The organism is Burkholderia sp. BC1 (assembly GCF_052683555.1).
Genome location: NZ_JBQYLP010000203.1, coordinates 1 through 20,107, shown reverse-complemented (window position 1 = coordinate 20,107; position 20,107 = coordinate 1). Strand labels below are relative to the sequence as shown.

Below are 20,107 nucleotides of genomic sequence, written 5' to 3'. Positions count from 1 at the left end.
GTATCGAGAAGATTCGCACGCGCGCCGCATGCGACGCTCACGCCTGCGCCTTGCGTGTGCGTCGAAGCGCGCGCAGGTAAGCGCACAGCATGTCGGCGAGTTCGTCCGCATAGGCATGGATCTCCGCGCGCGTGCGGCGCACGCGTGAAAAACTGCTGCCCACCGAACCGAGCGTCGTCGAAATCAGGTCGGTCGCCAGCTTGCGCGTCGCGTCCGGAACGGACGGCAGCACTTCGGCCATGAACGCATCGATCATCCGGTTGCCCTCGGCCCGCGCGCTGCGCGCTTCGGGGCTGTCCCGATAGAGCGGCGCCGCGTCGGCGAGCGCACTGCGAACTTCGGCCTCGTCGCATTCCGAGCGCAGGAACGCATGCACGAGCGTGCGCAGCCGGTCCAGCGGCGGCGTACGCGTGTCCTGCAAAATGTCGCCCAGCATCCGGGTCGTCTGCATCCATTCGTCGGCCTGCAGCCGAAACAGGATCGACGCCTTGTTCGGAAAGTACTGATAGACCGAACCCACGCTGACGCCCGCTTTCTCCGCCACGCGCGCGGTGGTGAAACGCGCCGCGCCCTCCTTCGCGAGCACCTGCGTCGCCGCCTGCAGGATCGCGGCGACCAGCTCTGTCGAGCGCGCTTGCTGCGGCTGCTTGCGAAAGGCGATTTGCGTGCGTCGGCGTGTCGTCATGGTCGTCGTGTGCGTGAGTGCATCGCCGCGGCGTCGAACGTCGGATGCCGTGACGCGTCCGCGAATGCGAATGATTGTTCGCATACTAGCGCGATATCGGTTTGCGGCTCAATCGTCCGTCAAGCCATGCATCGGCGTTGCCGCCTTTCCTGACGAAAAACCTGAACCTTCGATTCCGTTGCACGTTGGACGCCGCACGCCGAAGCTGCAAAAACAGCGTATTTCCGAAGAATTTCCGCCATCGCTGCACGCGGCCCGCCATGCCGGAAATGCGAATCCCGATGCGAATTTCCAATGCGAATCGTTCGTCATATTCTTTGCTGAACGCGAATGATCCTTCGCGTTCTTGTTCTCCGACCCAACCCTTCATGCAGGACCTTCATGACGACGACTCTCACCACCGCACCGCTCGCTCCGCTGCTGGACAGCCTGTTCGCGCAGGCCCAGGCCGATGGCGGCCACGCCGTAATGAACATGCCGCGCGACGAGCGCGAGCGCCTGATGCGCAGCAAGACCGAATATCGCAACCTCTATGGCCGGCTCAAAGACTTGTGGCTGCCGGTCTCGCGCGAGACCGGCGTACTGCTCTATCAGCTCGCACGGAGCATGAACGCGCGCCATATCGTCGAATTCGGCACGTCGTTCGGGCTTTCGACGCTGTACCTGGCCGCCGCGTTGCGCGACAACGGCGGCGGCACGCTGATCGGCAGCGAATTCGAACCCTCGAAGGTCGCGAAGGCGCGCGCGCATCTGGCGGCGGGCGGCGTCGACGACCTCGTCGAGATTCGCGAGGGCGACGCGCTGCAGACCTTGGCCGGCGATCTGCCCGATTCGATCGACCTGCTGCTGCTCGACGGCGCGAAAGCGCTCTACAACGACGTGCTCGATCTCGTCGAAAGTCGGCTGCGCCCCGCTGCGCTGATCGTCGCGGACAACGCCGACTACTGCCCGGAATATCTCGCCCGCGTGCGCGATCCGCGCAACGGCTATCTGTCCGTGCCGTTCGGGGCGGACGTCGAACTATCGATGCGCGTGGCGTGAAATCCATCGGGCATCGCGCAGGGAACGATCGTTGCTGAGTGCGCATCCGAGGCGGCGCGCTTTCGCGCCGCCGTCACTGGAGACAACATGAGAGCACTCCGCTGGCATGGCAAGCACGACGTGCGCTGCGATACCGTTCCCGACCCGATCATCGAAAGCGGCCGCGATGCGATCGTCAAGGTGTCCGCATGCGCGATCTGCGGATCCGATCTTCACCTGTTCGATGGCCTGATGCCGTCGATGAAGCACGGCGACATTCTCGGCCATGAGTTCATGGGCGAAGTCGTCGAGGTCGGCAAGGGCAACGCATCGCTGAAGATCGGCGATCGCGTGGTCGTGCCGTTCACGATTTTCTGCGGCGAATGCGATCAGTGTCGCCGCGGCAATTTCTCGGTTTGCGAACGCACGAATCGCAACCGAAACGATGCCGATCGCGTGTTCGGCCACACGACGGCCGGCCTGTTCGGGTATTCGCATTTGACCGGCGGCTATCCCGGCGGCCAGGCCGAATACGTGCGCGTGCCGTTTGCCGATCGCACGCACATCCGGATACCGGACGGCCTGACCGACGAACAAGTCCTGTTCCTCGGCGACATTCTGCCGACCGGCTGGCAGGCGGCGGTCAATTGCGAGATCGAGCCGACCGACACGGTCGCCGTGTGGGGCGCCGGTCCGGTCGGCCAGATGGCGATCCGCAGCGCGCTGCTGTTGGGCGCCAGGCAAGTGGTGGTAATCGATCGCGTTGCCGAACGGCTCGAGATGGCAAAGCGAAGCGGCGCGATTCCGATTCATTTCGAGCAGGAAAGCGTGCTCGACCGGCTCGGCGAGCTGACACACGGCAAGGGCCCCGAAAAATGCATCGACGCGGTCGGAATGGAGTCGCATGCGACGCGGTCCGCAGACGCCATCTACGACCGCGTCAAGCAGGCAATGATGCTCGAAACCGACCGGCCGCACGTGCTGCGCGAGATGATCTACGTGTGCCGCCCGGCGGGCATTCTGTCGATACCGGGCGTTTATGCGGGCGTGCTCGACAAGATTCCGTTCGGCGCCGCGATGAACAAGGGACTGACGTTCCGCATGGGACAGACGCACGTCAACCGCTGGACCCACGATCTGCTCGCGCGCATACGATCCGGTCAGTTCGATCCGTCGTTCGTCATCACGCATACCGTCCCGCTCGAGAAAGGGCCGGACATGTACAAGGTGTTTCGCGACAAGCTCGACGGCTGCATCAAGGTGGTCATGAAGCCGTAGGTGCAGGGAACGGCGTTCGCCGCGCGCTCGACGCCGACACCGCGGGGCCGCTTCGATGGGATCGAGACGGCCGGCCGGCGCGGACGCATGCTTGCGCCGTGTCGCGCCGCGCCGGGTAAACTGCGGCCTCAACCGATACAACAATGTCTGAATCATGGTCCGATCAGCGGCTGCACCGAACGGGAAAGACGTCATCGTCAGCGAACCGCCGCCGCGCGACAACGCCTCGATGGCAGGCATGATGCGGGGCTGATCCGAATGTCTGTCGCCATCGTGCTGTTTCGCCGCGACCTGCGGCTTTCCGACCATCCCGCGCTGTCGGCGGCATGTGCGCGGCACGATGCCGTGCTGCCCGTCTACGTACACACGCCGGATGAAGACGCGATCTGGTCGCCGGGTGCGGCGAGCCGCTGGTGGCTGCACCACAGCCTGACGTCGCTCGATCGGGCACTGCGGGAGCAAGGCGGGCGATTGCTCGTGATGCAGAGCGACCCGACGATCGCCGTGCCGGCGCTTGCACGCGCGGTCGGCGCACAGGCCGTGTACTGGACGCGCCGCTACGAACCGGCAGCCATCGCGCGCGATGCGGCGCTGAAAAGCACGTTGCGTGCGCAAGGCGTCGCCGCGCATAGCTACCCCGGCGCGCTCTGGCAGGAACCCTGGACGCTCGCGACCGACGCCAGGCAGCCCTATCGCGTCTTCACGCCTTTCTGGCGCAAGCTGCGCACGGGCTTGTCCGACTGCCATCCGCTCCCGGCCGCACGGCCTCGCCGATGGATGACGACGGACGATTCGACTGCCGTCGAGGCGCTCGGCCTGTTGCCGCGCATTCGATGGGACGCGGGACTCGCCGACGCGTGGCGCCCCGGAGAAGGAGGCGCGTGGGAACGCCTGGAACAGTTCGTCGACGAAGCGCTGGCCGAATACGGCGACGCGCGCGACGCGCCGGCTCGCCTGGGCACCTCGCGGCTTTCTGCGCACCTGCATTACGGCGAGATCACGCCGACGCAGATTCTACGAACGCTGCAGGAACGCGTCGCGCGGACAAGCGGCGGCGTCCGGCCCGACCTCGAGCCGTTTCTGCGGGAGCTCGGCTGGCGCGAGTTCGCGCATCATCTGCTCTACCACTTCCCGCACACGACCGACGCCAACTTCGATGCGCGCTTCGACGCCTTCGCGTGGGCGCCGGACGACGGCGAGCAGTTGGCGCGTTGGCAGCAGGGGCGTACCGGCATTCCGCTCGTCGATGCCGGCATGCGGCAGCTTTGGCAGACCGGCTGGATGCACAACCGCGTGAGAATGGTGGTCGCGAGCTTTCTGACCAAGAACCTGCGTCAGCATTGGCGGCACGGCGCGCGATGGTTCTGGGACACGCTCGTCGATGCGGACCTGGCGAACAACACGCTGGGCTGGCAATGGGTCGCCGGTTGCGGGGCCGATGCCGCGCCCTACTTCCGCGTGTTCAATCCGTATCTGCAAGCCGCCAAGTTCGATCCCGACGCCGCATATCTCAAACGCTGGCTCCCGGAACTGTCGCGGCTGCCGGCCGACGTGCTGCATCGGCCATGGAAGCATCCGGCCGCGCTCGCGGCCTGCGGCTACCCCACGCCCATGGTCGACCTTGCGGCGTCGCGAGAAGCTGCGCTGGCGGCTTACGCGCAGCTTCCGAGGTCACATGGCGGCGCATGAGGACGCCCTCGCGGCCATTGCGTGGCCACTGCACGGGCAAACCCCGAGCGCGAAATCGCCGCCGGCCCGCGCGGCCGCTGGTAGACTTTGGCAGCCTCCGGCCCGGCTCGCTGTGTCTCGGCTTGCGCTCGCCGTGCGTCACGACTTTTAGCATCGCGATACGACCACCGGCGGATAATATCGGCGTCAGTCATCGAGTTGCTGAAGTCTCGTCCGGTCACTATCCGACTCGTATCATCATGGAAAACCGTCTGAGCTATGTTCAGGTCACAGCCTGCGCCGAACGCGAGATACAGCATCATCTGATGGCGGCGGCCACGCGTCCGCGCGGCAGTCACGCGGCCGATCTGCATCTCGGCGCGGCCATCGGGGCATTCGACCTGTGGCGCTGCCTCATGACCGAGCTCGGTGCCGAAGGGTTCGAACAAAGTTACGCGACCGACGCACAACGCCTTCAGGCGCTGCTCGGCTCCGCCTCGTCTTCCTGAACGCCCCCTCGTCGATGCCGTTTTCGTCGCCGCGCGAAACGGATCGACGACGGCCCGGCAAACCGTAACGCCGCCGGGCGCGTGCTCGGCGCGAGGCCCAGGCCCGACGCATTCGAACGGGATTAAATCGAAGCGCCTGCGGGAGGCGCCAAATCGCCCCGATTACTTCCGGCCTTAATCGGGCGCGCGCGAATCTATCAAAAGATGACATTTACCGCGCGACGTGGGAAAGGCTTCTTCGATATTGAATCGGGCCTCCGACATCTACGACGCCCCCTGGCGATTCCCGACTATCGATTTACAGGCGATTGCGGATTGCTATGGAAGTTTCAAAACGCTCGATTTTGCTTATAACCGCGTCAGGATAATCGGCCAGGGCGCGTGGCGCACCGGGCCGCCCTGCGCATTGCATTTGCCCGCACGGAGCCGTGCCGGAAATTTTTACTCAATATCTTCAAGAAAATAAAACCGACATTGCACAATATACCGAAACGATAATCGATCGGCGCAGAAACGCACTGCGGTATTGCGCAACGCATCGTATTCAACTGATAATTGCCCGGCGACTTCCTTTCGGTATTGCCGTTTCGCGTCGGAGCAATGAATGAAAATAATTCGCCATATCGCAGGACTCTCGATACTGTCGGCCGCCATGCTGGGCGGTACGGCGCATGCGGCGACGTATTCGAACGGCACCGCCACCGCGACCTTCACCGTCACGCTGACGCTGCAGCCGAACTGCACGATCGCGGCGAACCCGCTCAATTTCGGCACGAACGGCGTGCTGGCCACGGCGATCAACCAGCAGACGACACTCAATGTCACCTGTACGAACACGACGCCTTACAACGTGGGGCTCGATGCAGGGACGGTGACGGGCTCGAGCGTCGCGAGTCGCTTGATGGCCGGCACTTCGACCGGCAACACGACGACCACCGTCGCGTTCCAGCTGTATCAGGATGCGGGGCGCACGACGATCTGGGGCAATACGCAAGGCACCAACACCGTTGCCGGTACGGGCACCGGCGCCGCCCAGTCGCTTACCGTCTACGGCCAGGTGCCCGCGCAAGCGACGCCGAAGCCGGATACCTACCAGACCACCGTCACGGCCACCGTCTACTTCTGACGGGCTTCGCATCGCATGACCGCATTACGACGAACGCTCGCCGCGCTGCTGCTATGCGCGAGCGGCGCAACGCATGCCGCATCGCTGCAGATTTCTCCGGTGACGATCGAGTTCGGCCCGGACGACACGGCAACCGGCATCACGCTGCGCAATCCGGGCGACCGGCCCGTGTACGGCCAGGTACGCGTCTTCCGCTGGGACCAGCCGGACGGGCACGACACGCTGACACCCACGCAGGACTTGATCGCGAGTCCGCCGCTGATCCAGGTCGGCACGCAGGGCGATCAGCTGATTCGCGTCGTCCGCGCGGCTCGGGCAGCGCCCGGTACCGAGCAGAGTTACCGGCTGCTGATCGACGAACTTCCGCAGCCCGGCGAAGCGCCGACCAACGGCGTCTCGATTCGTCTGCGCTATTCCATTCCCGTGTTCGTCGAACCGGCCGGCGACGGCGCGCCTCGACTCGACTGGACGCTGCTGCGCGACAACGGCGGCTGGGTGCTGCGTGTGCGCAACGCGGGCGACCGTCGCGCGCAGCTCGCGTCGGTCCGGTTGGTCACCGCGGACGGCCGCGCCTATCCGTTGACGCAAGGGCTGCTCGGCTACGCGCTCGCCGGCCGGACGGGGCAATGGAGCGTCCCGCTACCGGCCGGCGTCTCGCTCGGCGGCAGCGTCACGGTACGCGCCGCCGTCAACGCGCAGCCGGTCAACGCGGTCGTCGCGGTGGAGCCGCCGGGCTGATCGGCCGGTGCGTGTCCCCGTCGCGTCGCCTTCGCCGCGTGCCGAACCGTTGTCGCGTCCGGCACGCGCAGCACGACTGCGTTCGCCGCGCGCCGCCCTCGCCGCGATGATGGCCAGCGGCCTGCTCACGTTCGGCAGTGCCGGTGCGGCCGACACGTCCGCGCTCGTCATGGCGGACGACGCGCACGACGTGATCCTCGAAGTCTCGGTCAACGGCGAGAGCACTGCGCTGCTCGCGCATTTCCGCGAACGCGACGGCCACTTGTCGGCGAGCGGTGCGGACCTGCGCACCATCGGGTTTGCGACCGACCGGCTCGGCATCGCCGATGCCGCGACCGTCGAGCTCGATGCGATCGCGGGGCTGCGCTACCGCTACGACGCGGCGCGACAGACCGTCGATCTGCAGATGCCCGACGCGCTGCGCCGCCCGTACGCGGTAGACAGCCGTGCGCTGCCTGCCACGCAACCGGCTACGGCGTCGCGCGGTATCGCGATCAACTACGAAGCGTACGCGCAGAGCGTCGGCGAACGGCAACTCTCGTTCTACACGGAGCTGCGCTACTTCGACCCGAACGGCGTATTCAGCAACACGGGGACGGCCTACTTCTACAACGGCCATCGACGCTACACGCGCTTCGACACGTCGTGGAGCCGGTCCGACCCGGCGCGGCCGAGCACCACGCAGATCGGCGACGCGATTTCCGGATCGCTCGCGTGGACGCGATCGGTCCGCCTCGGCGGCTTGCAATGGCGCAGCAACTTCGCGCTGCGGCCCGATCTCGTGACCTTTCCGATTCCGTCGCTGTCGGGCTCCGCCGCCGTGCCGTCGGCAGTCGACCTGTACATCAACAACGTGCGCCAGTACACGGGCAACGTGCCGAGCGGCCCGTTCATCATCCACGACGTGCCGGGCATCATGGGTGCCGGTCAGGCGACCGTCATCACGCGCGACGCGCTCGGGCGCACGGTCGCGACATCGGTGCCGCTCTACGTCGATACGCGCATGCTCGCGGCCGGCCTGTCGAGCTATTCGTTCGAGGCCGGCTTCCTGCGCCGCAACTACGGGCTGCAATCGTTCGACTACGACGCACGCCCCGCGATCAGCGGTTCGGCACGTCGCGGCCTGAGCGACCGCGTCACCGTCGAAGGACATGCCGAAGCGACGGCCGGCGTATTGAACGTCGGCATCGGCGCGCTGGCGCAGCTCGGCCACGCCGGCGTCGTCAGCGGCGCGATCGCGGGCAGCGCGGGCCGCTTCCCGGGCACGCAGCTGAGCCTCGGCTATCAGCTGATCGAACCGCGCTTTTCGATCAATGCACAGACCGTGCGCGCGTTCGGCCGCTATGGCGATCTGGCATCCCGCGACGGCACGCCGGTGCCGTCGGCGACCGACCAGGCCACGCTCGCACTGCCGTTCATGCATCGGCAGACGCTGTCGCTGAGCTATATCGGCTTCCGTTTGCCACAAGGTCCGAGTGCGCGGATCGGTACGGTCTCCTATACGCTCGGGCTCGGCAATCTCGCATCGGTGACCGTCAGCGCGTACCGCGATTTCGCGCAGCACGGCACGAACGGCGCGTTCGTGTCGCTGAACATCGGGCTCGGCGGCAACACGTCGATCAATACGACGGTCGGCCGTCAGAACGGTCAGTCCAACTACACCGTCGATGCGAACCGTCCGCCCGACTACGGTGGCGGCTGGGGCTGGGGCGTACAGACGGGCGGCACGGGCGCCGTGCCCTATCGACAGGCGCAGTTGCGCTACCTCGGACACGCCGGCGAGGTCATCGCAGGGGCGCAAAGCATCGATCGCCAAAGCGGCGCGTCGGTCGACGTCAACGGTGCGCTCGTGTTCATGGACGGCAGTCTGCAACTGTCGCGCCGCATCGACGACGGCTTCGCGCTCGTGTCGACCGACGGCGTCGCCGGCATCCCGGTGCTGCACGAGAATCGCGTGATCGGCACGACGGACCGCACGGGCCATCTGCTCGTGCCCGATCTGAACGCGTATCAGAACAACCGGATCGCGATCGACGCGATGAAACTGCCGGCCGACGCGCGCATCGACCGCACGTCGACGACGGTGGTACCGCAAGCGCAATCGGGCGTCGTCGCCCGTTTCGGCGTATCGCGATACCGGGCGGCGTCGGTCATGCTCCGCGACGACGCCGGCCGCCCGTTGCCGGCCGGCGCGCGCGTGCGCCACGTCGAAAGCGGGACGAATACGATCGTCGGCTACGACGGCCTCACGTTCATCGACGGACTCAAGGAGGACAACCATCTCGTGATCGACTACGGAAACCGGCGATGCACGGTGGAATTCACGTTCACGCAGCCCGCCGACGGCACACTGCCGACCGTGGGCCCGCTTGCCTGTCGCCCGACGCAATGAAGCTTGCGCTGCTGCTCCTCGTCGCGCTCGTCGCATGGTGCGGCGTCCCGCGTCACGCGCAGGCCGAAAGCTGCACGGCCACGGCCTCGGCGGTGAGCTTCGGCTCGGTTAGTCCGATCGCTCGGGCCGCCGTGGCCGCAACGGGCACCGTCAGCGTCACGTGCACGTGGTCGGCCGTCACGCTGACACCGAACGTACTGGTATGCCTGAACCTTGGCGGGACGAGCCCGCGCAGCCTCGTCAACGGCAGCAACGCGATGCAGTACGACCTTTATCTCGATGCCGCCCATTCCGTCGCATGGGGCTCGATTTACTCGGGCACGACGCCGGTTTCCGTCACGCTCGTCAAACCCGCGCTCGGCACGTCGACCAGCGCGACCGTCACGGTCTACGGGCAAATCGCCGCCAACCAGCCGGCCGTGCCGACCGTCGGCAACAGCACGACGGCCTACTCTCAGACCTTCGGCGGCAACACGACGTCGCTGAATGTCGGCTTCTATCTCGTCGGCGCGCCCACGTGTGCGTCTCTGACGTCGCCGAGCGGCACGTTTCCGTTCACGGCGACGGCGAACGTCGTCAACAACTGCAACATCACGGCGACGAACGTCGCCTTCGGCACGGCCAGCGTACTGTCGAACCCGCTGAGCGCGACGGGTTCGATCAGCGCGCAATGCACGAACGGCGACGCGTGGAAGATTGCCCTGAACGGCGGCGGCAGCGGCAACGTGGCGGCCAGGCAAATGCAACGCAGCGGCGGCGGCGGAAGTATCGCCTATGGGCTTTACACGGATGCCGCGCACTCGATCGCATGGGGCGACGGTTCGGCCGGCACCTCGACCGTCACGGGCGTCGGCACCGGAAACGCGCAGGTCGTGACGGTGTATGGTGCGGTGCCGGCCCAGACGACGCCGGCGCCCGGCAACTATAGCGACACGATTACGGCGACGATCAGCTTCTAGCGACGTCGGGCCGCGTTGCGGACTGCATCGCGGGCCGCATTCAGAACGTGACGGTCCACGTGCCCGCCTCGCCGGCGCCCGTGCGGCGGCGCGGCACGGCAGGAATCTCCGTCGACATGCGGGTCAGCATGAACGGCGTGCCGTGCGTGCAGGTCACGCTCGGCGTTTCGGCTTCGGCGCCGGTACGATCGCCCGGTCCGATCGTACAGGTTTCCGGAATAGTGAGATTCACCTTGAGCGAAATCGACGGCTCCGCCCCGCGCGCGAGTGCGCATGCGGCGAGTATCCCCATCGCGACCGTTCCGCGTGTAAATCGGCCGGCTGCGTTCATGCTTCGGCCCTCCTTCGATCCGTCCTGCGTATGTGCTGAATATCGGCGCGTCCGCCGAAAACTTGAGCACCGTCGCGCGCCGGCGCAGGCGGTCGGCGCCGCCGAATCGCGCCGCCATGCTGCCGCCATCCCGGGCAGGCAGTCTTCACGTGTTCGGGTCGCCCGGGCTTGCGCAGCACCCGCCCCTTTTTTAGTATGTGGAAAAGCGAATTGAATAATATAGGCGCTCGTGCGCCGCTCTAGAACGAGGAAACGGATGCAACCGCGCTCATCAGCGCCTCACTATGTCGTCGCCGTCGGCGTGCTGATCGCCTTCGCGCTGATGGGGCTTTGCATACTCCAGCTGTTCCAGAGCCGCCAGGATGCGCTGGACAGGGCACGCGAGACTTCCCGCAATCTCGCGCTCGTCGCCGAACGCGACATCACGCGCAACGTCGAGCTCTACAATCTGTCGCTCGAGGCCGTCCTCCAGGGGCTTCGGCGCCCCGACGTGATGGCGGCTTCGCCTGCGCTTCGCCGCGGCGTGCTGTTCGACCACGCGATGACGGCCCAATATCTCGGTTCGATGCTGGTCCTCGATGCGCAGGGCAATATCGTTCTCGACTCGCAGAACGACGTGCCGCGCCACGGCAACTTCTCGGATCGCAAGTATTTCACCATCCACCGCGACCGCGCCGACGTGGGGCTTTACGTCAGCGATCCATTCGCATCGCGGCTGCGCGGGGGCACGCCAAGCATCGTGCTGAGCCGTCGTGTGTCGAACCCGGACGGCTCCTTCGCCGGCGTCGCATTGATCGCGATCAACCTCGAGTATTTCCACAAGTTGTTTGCCGGGCTCGCGCTGGGTCCGCACGGATCGATTTCCCTGATCGGCACCGACGGCATCATGGTCATGCGCCAGCCTTACGAACTGAATACGATCGGACGGGACATCAGCCAGGCCGCCACGTTCCGCCGCTTCCGAAGCGCACCCGAAGGATCGTTTCTCGAGCGGTCGTCCATCGACGGCGTGCGCCGCCTGTATTACTTCAAGACATTGCCGAACCTGCCGCTGATCGTGATGGTCGCCGAGGCCGAACAGGACATTTACGCGGCATGGCATCGTCGCGCGCTCACGATCGGCGCGCTGGTCGCGACGTTCGGCGCTGCGTTCATCGCGCTTTCCGTATTGCTCGGCGCGCAGCTGCGGCGCAGGATGCGAGCCGAATCGGAGCTGATCCTGCTCGCGCGTACCGACGGGCTCACGGGTCTCAACAACCGCCGCAGCTTCGGCGAGGTGCTCGATCGCGAATGGCGCCGCGCACGCCGGGTACGATCGGTCTTTTCGCTGCTTTTCGTCGACGTCGACCGCTTCAAGGCCTACAACGACACCTACGGCCACCAAGCCGGCGACGATGCGCTCGCTGCAGTCGCGCGCTGCATCGGCGAGAACATTCGCCGGCCCGCGGACGTCGCCGCCCGCTACGGCGGCGAAGAGTTCGTCGTCCTGCTGCCCGATACGGCGGAGAACGGCGCCGCGCAGATTGCCGAACGGATTCGCATCGCCATCAACGAACTGGGCCTCGAACATGTCGGCAGCGAGTTCGGACGCGTCACCGCGAGCATCGGCCTGGCGAGCTGGAAACCCGATCAGGACGTCGAACCCGACGCGATCATCAAGGCTGCCGACGAAGCGCTTTATTACGCAAAAGCGACGGGACGCAACAAGGTCACGCAATTCGAACCGACTGCCTGAGCGAGCGGCCGCCGACAAGTGCTGCAGCGGCCCGCGCGTGTCCGGCCGTTGCGGTCGTCGGTGGCCGACGATCGTGCGACGGCCGCTGCGCCGTCCTCGACGAAACCCGTCATCGTCACCGGCCTTCCCGCTCGCGAGCGGCCGCCGATACGGCGGCGCACGCGTCGCGCATCCCGCGCGTTCAGCGGTGCACGAGCTTCTCTATCGCCGCGACGAGATGCGCCGTATCGATCGGCTTGGTCAGATAGGCGTCGAAGCCGGCCTCGGTCGCCATCCGCATGTCCTCTTCCCGCGCGTGGCCCGTGAGCGCGATCATCGGAATATCGACACCGTCCCGGCGCAGCGTTCTTGCGAAGTCGATTCCGCTCTCTTCAGGCATCGTGAGATCGCACAGGATCAGGTCGGGCACGCCGCCGCGGAGCGCGAGGCGCGCCTCCTCGGCCGAGCTTGCCGTGCGGACCACGGCGCGCTTCAGGCGCAAGATCGTTGCGAGCGCATCGCGCGCATCGGCATCGTCCTCGACCAGCAGTACGTCACTGCCCTCGATCGACGTGTCGCTCGGCGCAGCGTCGCGCAAGATTCGTTCCCGAGGTCGCGCTTGCGCAAGTCGCGGCAACGTCACGGTAAACGTTGCGCCTCTGCCCAGCCCGTCGCTGCACGCCGTGATCTCGCCTCGGTGCATGACCACGATGCTGCGGGCGATGGAAAGACCGAGCCCAAGGCCGCCTGCTTGCGCATGCAATGGATTGCGTATCTGCAGGAACGGTTCGAATATCTGTTCGAGACGATCGGCTGGTATGCCGGCGCCCGTATCAGCGATACGGACCTGGACCGTATCCGGACCGACGACGAGCGACGGCACGATTTCTCCTCCGCTCGGCGTATGCTTCAGCGCGTTGTCGAGCAGATTGCGAAAGACCTGCTCGAGCCTCGCTGCGTCGCCCGACACGAGGCCGTCGTCCGCACCCGGCTCGACAATCCGCACGCCTTTCGTTTCGGCAATAGGCGCGACGTCCTGTAAGGCGGCGTTCAGGCATTCGGCGATCGACACGGGCGCCGACTCGATCGCGAACTTGCCCTGCCCCAGGCGGCTCGCGTCCAGCAGGTCGTCGACCAACCGCGTCAGCGCGAGGATATTTCGGCGGATGACGGCGACACCCTCTCGCACGACCGCCGCGTCGTCGGCTGCGTCGCCGAGCATGTCGGCCCAGCCGAGAATGGCCGTCGACGGCGCTCTGAGCTCATGGGACACCGCGGCAATGAAGGCGTCCTTCGACTCGCTTGCGCTTTGTGCGGCGAATCGCTGGATACGTTCGCTCTCGATCAGCGCGTCGCGCTCGCGCTCCAGCCGCTTTTGCGCCGAAATGTCGATCGTAATACCGTCGAGCCGGACCGGACGCCCATCGGTGCCGACATGTGCACTTCCCTTGGCCCTGAGCCAGCGGACGTCGCCACGCGCGGAGACCGTTCGATACTCGACGTCGAACAAGCCGCCGTGTGTCACGGCGGCGTCGACGGCGGCGCGCACGCTTGCGCGATCGTCCGCGTGCAGGATCCGGTAGAAGGTGTCGATATTGATTTCGTCGTCCGGCGTATCGGGGTCCAGCCAGAAGTGCGCCTTGCAGCGCGCATTCCAGAACAGCCGGTCGAGCGGCAACGGGCAATGGAAGGTGCCGAGTTCGGCGGCGTCGACGGCGCGCTCGAGTCTGTCGCGCGCTTGCTCGGCGGATTCCACCGGATGCGGCAATAGGTAGGTCGTCATCTGTTCTCGCTCTCAGGTCCGCATGCGTGCTCGATCGATTTGCCCGATGGTGGGACTTGGCCGTCGTCCCGGGCGCGAGCGTCGGCCGTACGCTCGCCGATTCGAAACTGTCAGGGCGTCACGGTCCGCTTCTTCGCTTACAGAAATGCAACTGCAGGCCCAGGGCCTGCAGCGAATCGGTAGTGTGCCGCGTAAGTCGTCCATGTGCCAGCCCCCGGCACATGCGATAACGCCTCGCACGGCCGCACGCTCGGGCGTCGTATGGATTGCCGGTTCGCTCGTGCGTGCTTCTTCTTCGATGCTTATACGGGCTGGTGCAAAGCGGCCCTATGTCGTGGACACGTCGGCCCATCCACGACGATCGCACGACACCCGTCCATTAAAACAAGGTAATTCCTACCCAGACCGGACCGGAGTTATGCTGGTCCGACGATGAAACGCTGTCCTGAATGCGCGACGAGCAGGCCCTATGAATTGTCCGATGGACGGTACAAGTGCCGTAGCTGTGGCAAGAAATTCAGTTGGACGTCGGTCTGGGATTCGGTGCGCCTGAGCAGTCGGCAGAAGACGCGCTTGCTGGAGTTGTTCGTGCTGGGCGTGCCGGTTTATCGGCAGCGGTTTGATACCTCGATCAGCGCCAAATCACGCGAGCGCTTCTATCGTTTGATTCGTGCATGCATGGCTCAGCAAGAGCAACTGCGCGAGCCGTTTGGCGGGGCGCTGGAATGCGACGAAACCACGTTTGGCGGGGCTCGCCACGGCAAACGTGGTTGGGGTGCAGCGGGTAAAGTCGTCGTCTTCGGCATCGTCAAACGCAATGGCGAAGTCAAAGCCGCCCCGATCGCAACGCATGACCAGGTAGCGATCATGGAGCAGATCCAGGCACATACGCGAGAAGGCTCGCTGTACTACACCGATGCATGGCAGGCGTACGCCACCCTTAGGCTACGCGGCGACCATGTGATCGTGCGCAAAGAGAAAGGCAAACCGGTCGGGCGCGATCACATCAACGGTATCGAAGGCTTCTGGAGCTACGCCAAGAATTGGCTCTATCCGTACCGCGGCGTGCCCCAAAAATTCTTTCATCTTTACCTGGCTGAAGTTTGCTACCGTTTCAACCATCGGGACGACGACCTCAGACCCTTGCTGTGCAAGCTTCTGAAGGCAACTCCCACCCTTGAAATCAAATCCATTTTGGTCCGGTCTGGGTAGGAATTACCTAAAACAAAGAAGCGAACTGCAGAGCGGCGGCCTCTTCCAGGTCGAAGACGCGCGGCTTCTACCATCTGCGCACCGTGCCCGTATACCGCGGCGGCATGCAACTGCAGCCGGACGGCCGTTGATGTGCGTACAGGGCGGCGATACACTGCGACCCACGCTAATACAACAAGCAGGAGCTGGCCGTGGGGTCGATTTTGTCGGAGCAGTTGAAGCTCGTCGTGCTGGGAGGATCGGCTGGCAGCCTCGACCCGTTGCGCGCGATCGTCGCCGCGCTGCCGAGCGATCCCGGCTTCGCCGTGCTCGTCATCACGCACCTGGATCCGAAGGAGGAAAGCCGGCTGCCCGACATCCTGCAGGCGGATGCGCGCATGCCGGTCGAAAAGCTCGTCCATCTGCGCAAGATCGAACACGACCGCATCTATGTGCTGCCTGAAAACGCGGGCGTGATTGCACTGGACGGCCATTTCCGGTTGACGCGCAGACAGGCCGGCCTCAACTTGCCGATCGACGGGTGCCTGGCGTCGCTCGCGCAGGATCCGGACGTCAACGGCGCGGCAGTGATCCTGTCGGGCACAGGGCAGGACGGTGCAGGCGGGCTGGTGGACCTGAAGGCTTCCGGCGGCTTCGTCATCGCACAGCAGCCGCAGACGGCCATTCATCAGGGTATGCCGACCGCGGCGATCGACACGGGTCTGGTCGACGAAGTGCTGCCGCTCGCGGACATCGCCCCGTGCCTGGTGCGGCGCTTCGGCGATCCTGCCCGCAGCGCCGAAGCAGCCGATGCGCAGACGGCCGACGACGACGCGCTCGGCACGGCCATCTCGATTGTTCAGCAGAAAACCGGCATCAACCTCGCCTACGTCAAGGATGTCAATCTACGCCGCCGATTCCTGCGCCGCGTGCTGCTGCAAAAGGATCGGGACGTGGATGCGTACCTGCAGCTGCTGCGCAGCGATGCGCGCGAAGCCGAGGCGCTGCGCGACGACATCCTGATCGGCGTGACGGCCTTCTTTCGCGACGCCGAGTTCGTCAACGTGCTGCGCCAGTCCGTCATTCCGGCGCTGCTGGAACTGAAGCACGACCCGATCCGCGTCTGGGTGCCCGCCTGCTCGACAGGCGAGGAGGTCTACACCATCGCGACGCTGCTGAAGGAGGCACTCGATCGCGACGCGCTGCATCGCCGCGTGCAGATCTTCGGCACCGACATCAACGAGGCATCGATCGAAATTGCGCGGGCCGGCCGCTACAGCCTGGCGTCGGTCGACGACGTGCCGGAGGCGTTTCGCGAAAGAACGTTCGCCGCCACGTCGGGCGGCTATGTGGTGCGCAAGGCGATTCGCGAAATGTGCGTGTTCGCGCGGCACAACGTGCTGACCCACGCGCCCTTCTCGGGCATGGACCTGATCAGCTGCCGCAACCTGCTGATCTACCTGCGCAAGGAGGCACAACAGCACGTGCTCGAGGTGTTGCACTACGCATGCCGGCCCGACGGATTTCTGCTGCTCGGCCGCGCCGAGGCCGTATCGGGCGCCGACGGATTCGAGCACGCCGGCGCGCCGCACCTGTACCGCAAGGTGCCGGCGGCCAAGCGGCAGCAAGGCGCGTTCCCGATCGACGCACTGCGTCCATGGGCGAGCCAGGGCACCGCGCCGCCGGCACGCCGCGCGCAGCAGGCCGATCCCGTTCTCGAGGCGGCCAATCGCACCGCGCTCGAGCGCTATGCGCCGCCGGGTTTCGTCGTCGACGACAAAGGCGACGTCGTGCACTTTCGCGGCGACGTGTCGGGCTTCGTTGCGCCGGCGAGCGGCGAGGCGTCGCTGGCTCTGCCGCGCCTGCTGCAGCCCGAGCTCAATGTCACGGTGCGCACCGCGCTGATCGAGGCCAAGCGGACAGGCCAACCGGTGCGGCGCGAGCGCGTCGCGCTCGGCGACACGCATTTCGCGCTGGAAGTCCTGCCGCTCGCCGCCGAGGACCTGGTGCCGCACTATCTGGTCACGCTCGAACGATTGCCCGACGACGCGCCCGCGCCGCAGAACCCGAATACGGGCTCGCCGCACAGCCGCGTTCAGGCACTCGAACGCACGGTCACGACGCTGTCCGACGAACTCGAGGCCACGCAAGCGCAGCTCAAGTCCGTCGTCGCCGAATTCGAATCGGCCAACGAGGAGCTGCGCACGGCCAACGAGGAGATGCTCAGCACCAACGAGGAGCTGCAAAGCGCGAACGAGGAACTGCTGCTGGCCAAGCAGGAACTGGAATCGGCCAACCAGGAGCTTGCGTCGCTGAACGACGAGCTGAAATCGCGCAACGAGCAACTCGACCGCGTCAACGACGATCTGAGCAATCTGGTCGAAGGCATCCCGCTACCGGTCGTCGTGCTGGATCGGCAGCTGCGCCTGCGGCACTTTTCGCCGCAGGCGCAAGCGCTGTTCGGGTTGCCGGACGACAGCGTCGGACAACCGCTCGCGCAGCTGAACAGCCTGTTCTCGGCGGTCGACCTCGAACGCGTCGTGCAGTCGGCCGTGCAGGGACTGGCGGATGTCGAGCACGAGTATCAGGACAGCGAAGGCCGATGGTGGCTCGTCAACGTGCGTGCCTATCGCACGGCCGACGACCGCATCGACGGCGCCGTACTCGCCTTCCAGGACATCCATCAGCTCAAAAGCGCCCTCGGTACCGCACAGTCCGCGCAACTCGATGCGGAACGCGCCAATACCGCGAAGGACAACTTCCTCGCGCTCGTATCGCACGAACTGCGCGCGCCGCTGAACGTGATCTCGAGCTGGGCGGCCGTGCTCATGACGGCAAGCGAGCGCGGCATGCCGACCGACGAGCAAATGAGTCAGCGCGCGGTCACGACCATTCTGCGGCATTGTCAGCTGCAGGCCGAACTGATCGACGATTTGCTGGACGTCTCGCGCATCTCGTCGGGACGGTTCTCGCTCGATTCGAAGCCGGTCGACTTTGCTGCGGCCGTACGCACCGTGGTGGAGAGCCATCGCCCGGTGGCGGCCAAGAAGGAGATCATGCTCGCGACGTCGGGATTGCAAAGCCAGGCGGTCGTCAGCGGCGACGCGCGCCGTCTGCAGCAGGTCGCCTCGAATCTGATCGGCAATGCGTTGAAGTTCACGCCGCAGGGCGGCCGTGTCGAAGTCGCATTGACGCGTCTCGGTGCGCTGATCGAGCTCTCGGTCGCCGACAACGGCATCGGCGTCAAGCCGGAATTGCTGCCGCGGCTGTTCGACCGTTTCATGCAGTCCGACACCAGTCGCACGCGCCAGTATGGCGGCCTCGGCCTGGGCCTGTCGATCGTCAAGCATCTGGTGACGGCGCACGGCGGCACGGTGACCGCCAGCAGCGAGGGTGAAGGTCGCGGCACCAGGCTGACGGTTCGCATACCGTTGCTGCAGACGGCCGCGACGGAACAGGGAACCGTCGCCACCGCGCCGGCGGAATCGGCACGGCTCGACGGCCTGTCGGTGCTGCTCGTCGACGACGACGTGCCGGCCCAGGAGCCGTTGGCGCACTTGCTGCGCGGGCTCGGCGCGCAAGTGCAGATCGCTTCCGGTGCGAAAGAAGCGCTCGCCTGTCTCGCTGCCGGCTCTTTCGATATTCTCGTCAGCGATCTCGCCATGCCCGGCGCCGACGGCCATGCGCTGCTGCGCGACGTGCGCAGTCGCGAAGGCGGCCGACGGCGCATCTACGCGCTGGCCCTGACGGGCCTCGCGTCGATACACGATCGGGACGCCGCGATTGCCGCCGGCTTCGACGACCATTTGCCGAAGCCGGTGGATGTGAAGGTGCTGCTGGAGAAGCTGTCTCTGGGGCGGGGCAGATAGCTCGAGCGGCGGCGCGCACCTATGCGGTCGTATTCCGCTAGCCGAACCGGTAAAGTTTGGTCGGATTGGTCGCGAATATCAGCCGCTGCCAGTCCGGGTGTCCGATCCAGCCGGCGATCACGTCCAGCATGCTCGCGTCATCCGGCTTGTCCGTCTTCTGCGTCGGGTGCGGCCAGTCGGTGCCCCAGAGCATGCGCTCCGGCGCCATGTCGATGAGTGTCTTCGCGACCGGTGCGACGTCCTCATAAGCCGGCGCCCCCGTCTTGCTGTCGACGTAAGGCCCCGACAACGTGACCCACGTATTGCCTTTTTCAACGAGCCGCTGCACGGTACGAAACGCGGCAGACGACAGCCCGCCCGGCTGCGGCACATGCGCGATATGGTCGATGACGAGCGGACACGGCAGCGCCGCAAGATGCCGCTCCAGTCCCGGCAGCCGCGCCCCCTGCACCACCAGCTCGATATGCCATCCCAGGTCGGCGATACGGGCGGCGAGCGGCGCCAGCATGTCGAGCGTCGTCGCGCCCGGATAGCTCAGGTTGAACCGGATCGCGCGGATACCGCCGCGATCGAGCGCCCGAAGTTCGTCGTCGCTCACGGTACTGTCGACGACAGCGACACCGCGCGCGTCGTCGCCGAACTGCGCGATCGCCGCCAATGTGCAACGATTGTCGGTCCCGTACGTCGATGGCGTCACGACCACGTTGCGCTTCACACCGAGACGCGCCTGCAGGCTCCGGTATTGCGCGACGGTCGCATTCGGCGGTCGCAGCGTCGTGCCCGGCGCGATAGGAAACCGATCGTCGTAGATGTGCATATGGCAGTCGATCGCCCCTTCCTGTTT

The 20,107-nt window shown here is 65.8% G+C and carries 16 protein-coding genes; 11 read left to right on the top strand and 5 right to left on the bottom strand.

Annotated elements, in window-relative coordinates; genetic code table 11:
* Nucleotides 1–37 precede the first annotated feature (37 nt).
* Complete coding sequence (locus ACSHSS_RS31360) at nt 38–769, bottom strand: TetR family transcriptional regulator (RefSeq protein WP_006414612.1); 732 nt, start codon at nt 767–769, stop codon at nt 38–40.
* A gap of 1 nt (nt 770) precedes the next feature.
* The gene (locus tag ACSHSS_RS31355) at nt 771–1,055 is read right to left on the bottom strand and encodes a hypothetical protein (protein WP_445546080.1); all 285 of its coding nucleotides are present in this window, start codon (nt 1,053–1,055) and stop codon (nt 771–773) included.
* A gap of 11 nt (nt 1,056–1,066) precedes the next feature.
* Between ACSHSS_RS31355 and ACSHSS_RS31350 the strand changes: the two genes are divergently transcribed.
* From ACSHSS_RS31350 to ACSHSS_RS31315, 8 genes are all read left to right on the top strand, one after another.
* Entirely contained in the window at nt 1,067–1,726 is a 660-nt protein-coding gene (locus tag ACSHSS_RS31350) for an O-methyltransferase (protein ID WP_105772731.1), read from the top strand.
* A gap of 87 nt (nt 1,727–1,813) precedes the next feature.
* A complete protein-coding gene (locus tag ACSHSS_RS31345; RefSeq protein WP_445546079.1) occupies nt 1,814–2,983 on the top strand; it encodes a zinc-dependent alcohol dehydrogenase in 1,170 nt (389 codons plus the stop codon).
* A 258-nt stretch (nt 2,984–3,241) separates the two neighbouring features.
* Nucleotides 3,242–4,672: a cryptochrome/photolyase family protein gene (locus ACSHSS_RS31340; protein WP_445546078.1), complete on the top strand. Its 1,431-nt coding sequence runs from the start codon at nt 3,242–3,244 to the stop codon at nt 4,670–4,672.
* Nucleotides 4,673–4,911: 239 nt separating this feature from the next.
* Nucleotides 4,912–5,160, top strand: a complete 249-nt coding sequence (locus ACSHSS_RS31335) for a hypothetical protein (protein WP_006414597.1) — start codon at nt 4,912–4,914, stop codon at nt 5,158–5,160.
* Nucleotides 5,161–5,764: 604 nt separating this feature from the next.
* The gene (locus ACSHSS_RS31330) at nt 5,765–6,286 is read left to right on the top strand and encodes a Csu type fimbrial protein (RefSeq protein ID WP_006414550.1); all 522 of its coding nucleotides are present in this window, start codon (nt 5,765–5,767) and stop codon (nt 6,284–6,286) included.
* A gap of 15 nt (nt 6,287–6,301) precedes the next feature.
* Entirely contained in the window at nt 6,302–7,024 is a 723-nt protein-coding gene (locus tag ACSHSS_RS31325) for a fimbrial biogenesis chaperone (RefSeq protein ID WP_445546077.1), read from the top strand.
* Between the two features lie 106 nt (nt 7,025–7,130).
* Entirely contained in the window at nt 7,131–9,416 is a 2,286-nt protein-coding gene (locus tag ACSHSS_RS31320) for a fimbria/pilus outer membrane usher protein (protein WP_445546076.1), read from the top strand.
* Nucleotides 9,413–10,375 carry a Csu type fimbrial protein gene (locus ACSHSS_RS31315; protein WP_445546075.1) on the top strand — a complete coding sequence of 321 codons (963 nt, stop codon included), beginning with the start codon at nt 9,413–9,415 and terminating at the stop codon, nt 10,373–10,375. The genes ACSHSS_RS31320 and ACSHSS_RS31315 overlap by 4 nt, the downstream gene beginning before the upstream one ends.
* 40 nt (nt 10,376–10,415) lie before the next feature.
* On the opposite strand, the gene ACSHSS_RS31310 is transcribed toward ACSHSS_RS31315, so the two are convergent.
* The gene (locus tag ACSHSS_RS31310) at nt 10,416–10,667 is read right to left on the bottom strand and encodes a hypothetical protein (RefSeq protein WP_043281134.1); all 252 of its coding nucleotides are present in this window, start codon (nt 10,665–10,667) and stop codon (nt 10,416–10,418) included.
* Nucleotides 10,668–10,962: 295 nt separating this feature from the next.
* Here ACSHSS_RS31310 and ACSHSS_RS31305 point away from each other — a divergent pair, with 295 nt between their 5' ends.
* Complete coding sequence (locus ACSHSS_RS31305; protein WP_445546074.1) at nt 10,963–12,441, top strand: sensor domain-containing diguanylate cyclase; 1,479 nt, start codon at nt 10,963–10,965, stop codon at nt 12,439–12,441.
* Between the two features lie 181 nt (nt 12,442–12,622).
* Here the strand turns inward: ACSHSS_RS31305 and ACSHSS_RS31300 are convergent, their stop codons facing one another.
* On the bottom strand, nt 12,623–14,203 hold the full coding sequence (locus tag ACSHSS_RS31300) for a hybrid sensor histidine kinase/response regulator (RefSeq protein WP_445546073.1): 1,581 nt from the start codon (nt 14,201–14,203) through the stop codon (nt 12,623–12,625).
* 573 nt (nt 14,204–14,776) lie between these two features.
* Between ACSHSS_RS31300 and ACSHSS_RS31295 the strand changes: the two genes are divergently transcribed.
* Together ACSHSS_RS31295 and ACSHSS_RS31290 are read left to right on the top strand one after the other, a co-directional pair.
* Nucleotides 14,777–15,415 (top strand): IS1595 family transposase, encoded by a 639-nt coding sequence (locus ACSHSS_RS31295; RefSeq protein WP_445544534.1) that lies wholly within the window; start codon nt 14,777–14,779, stop codon nt 15,413–15,415.
* Between the two features lie 191 nt (nt 15,416–15,606).
* A complete protein-coding gene (locus ACSHSS_RS31290) occupies nt 15,607–19,263 on the top strand; it encodes a CheR family methyltransferase (protein WP_445546072.1) in 3,657 nt (1,218 codons plus the stop codon).
* 37 nt (nt 19,264–19,300) lie between these two features.
* On the opposite strand, the gene ACSHSS_RS31285 is transcribed toward ACSHSS_RS31290, so the two are convergent.
* The coding region (locus tag ACSHSS_RS31285; RefSeq protein ID WP_445546071.1) for an amidohydrolase family protein at nt 19,301–20,107 on the bottom strand (807 nt) is incomplete at its 5' end.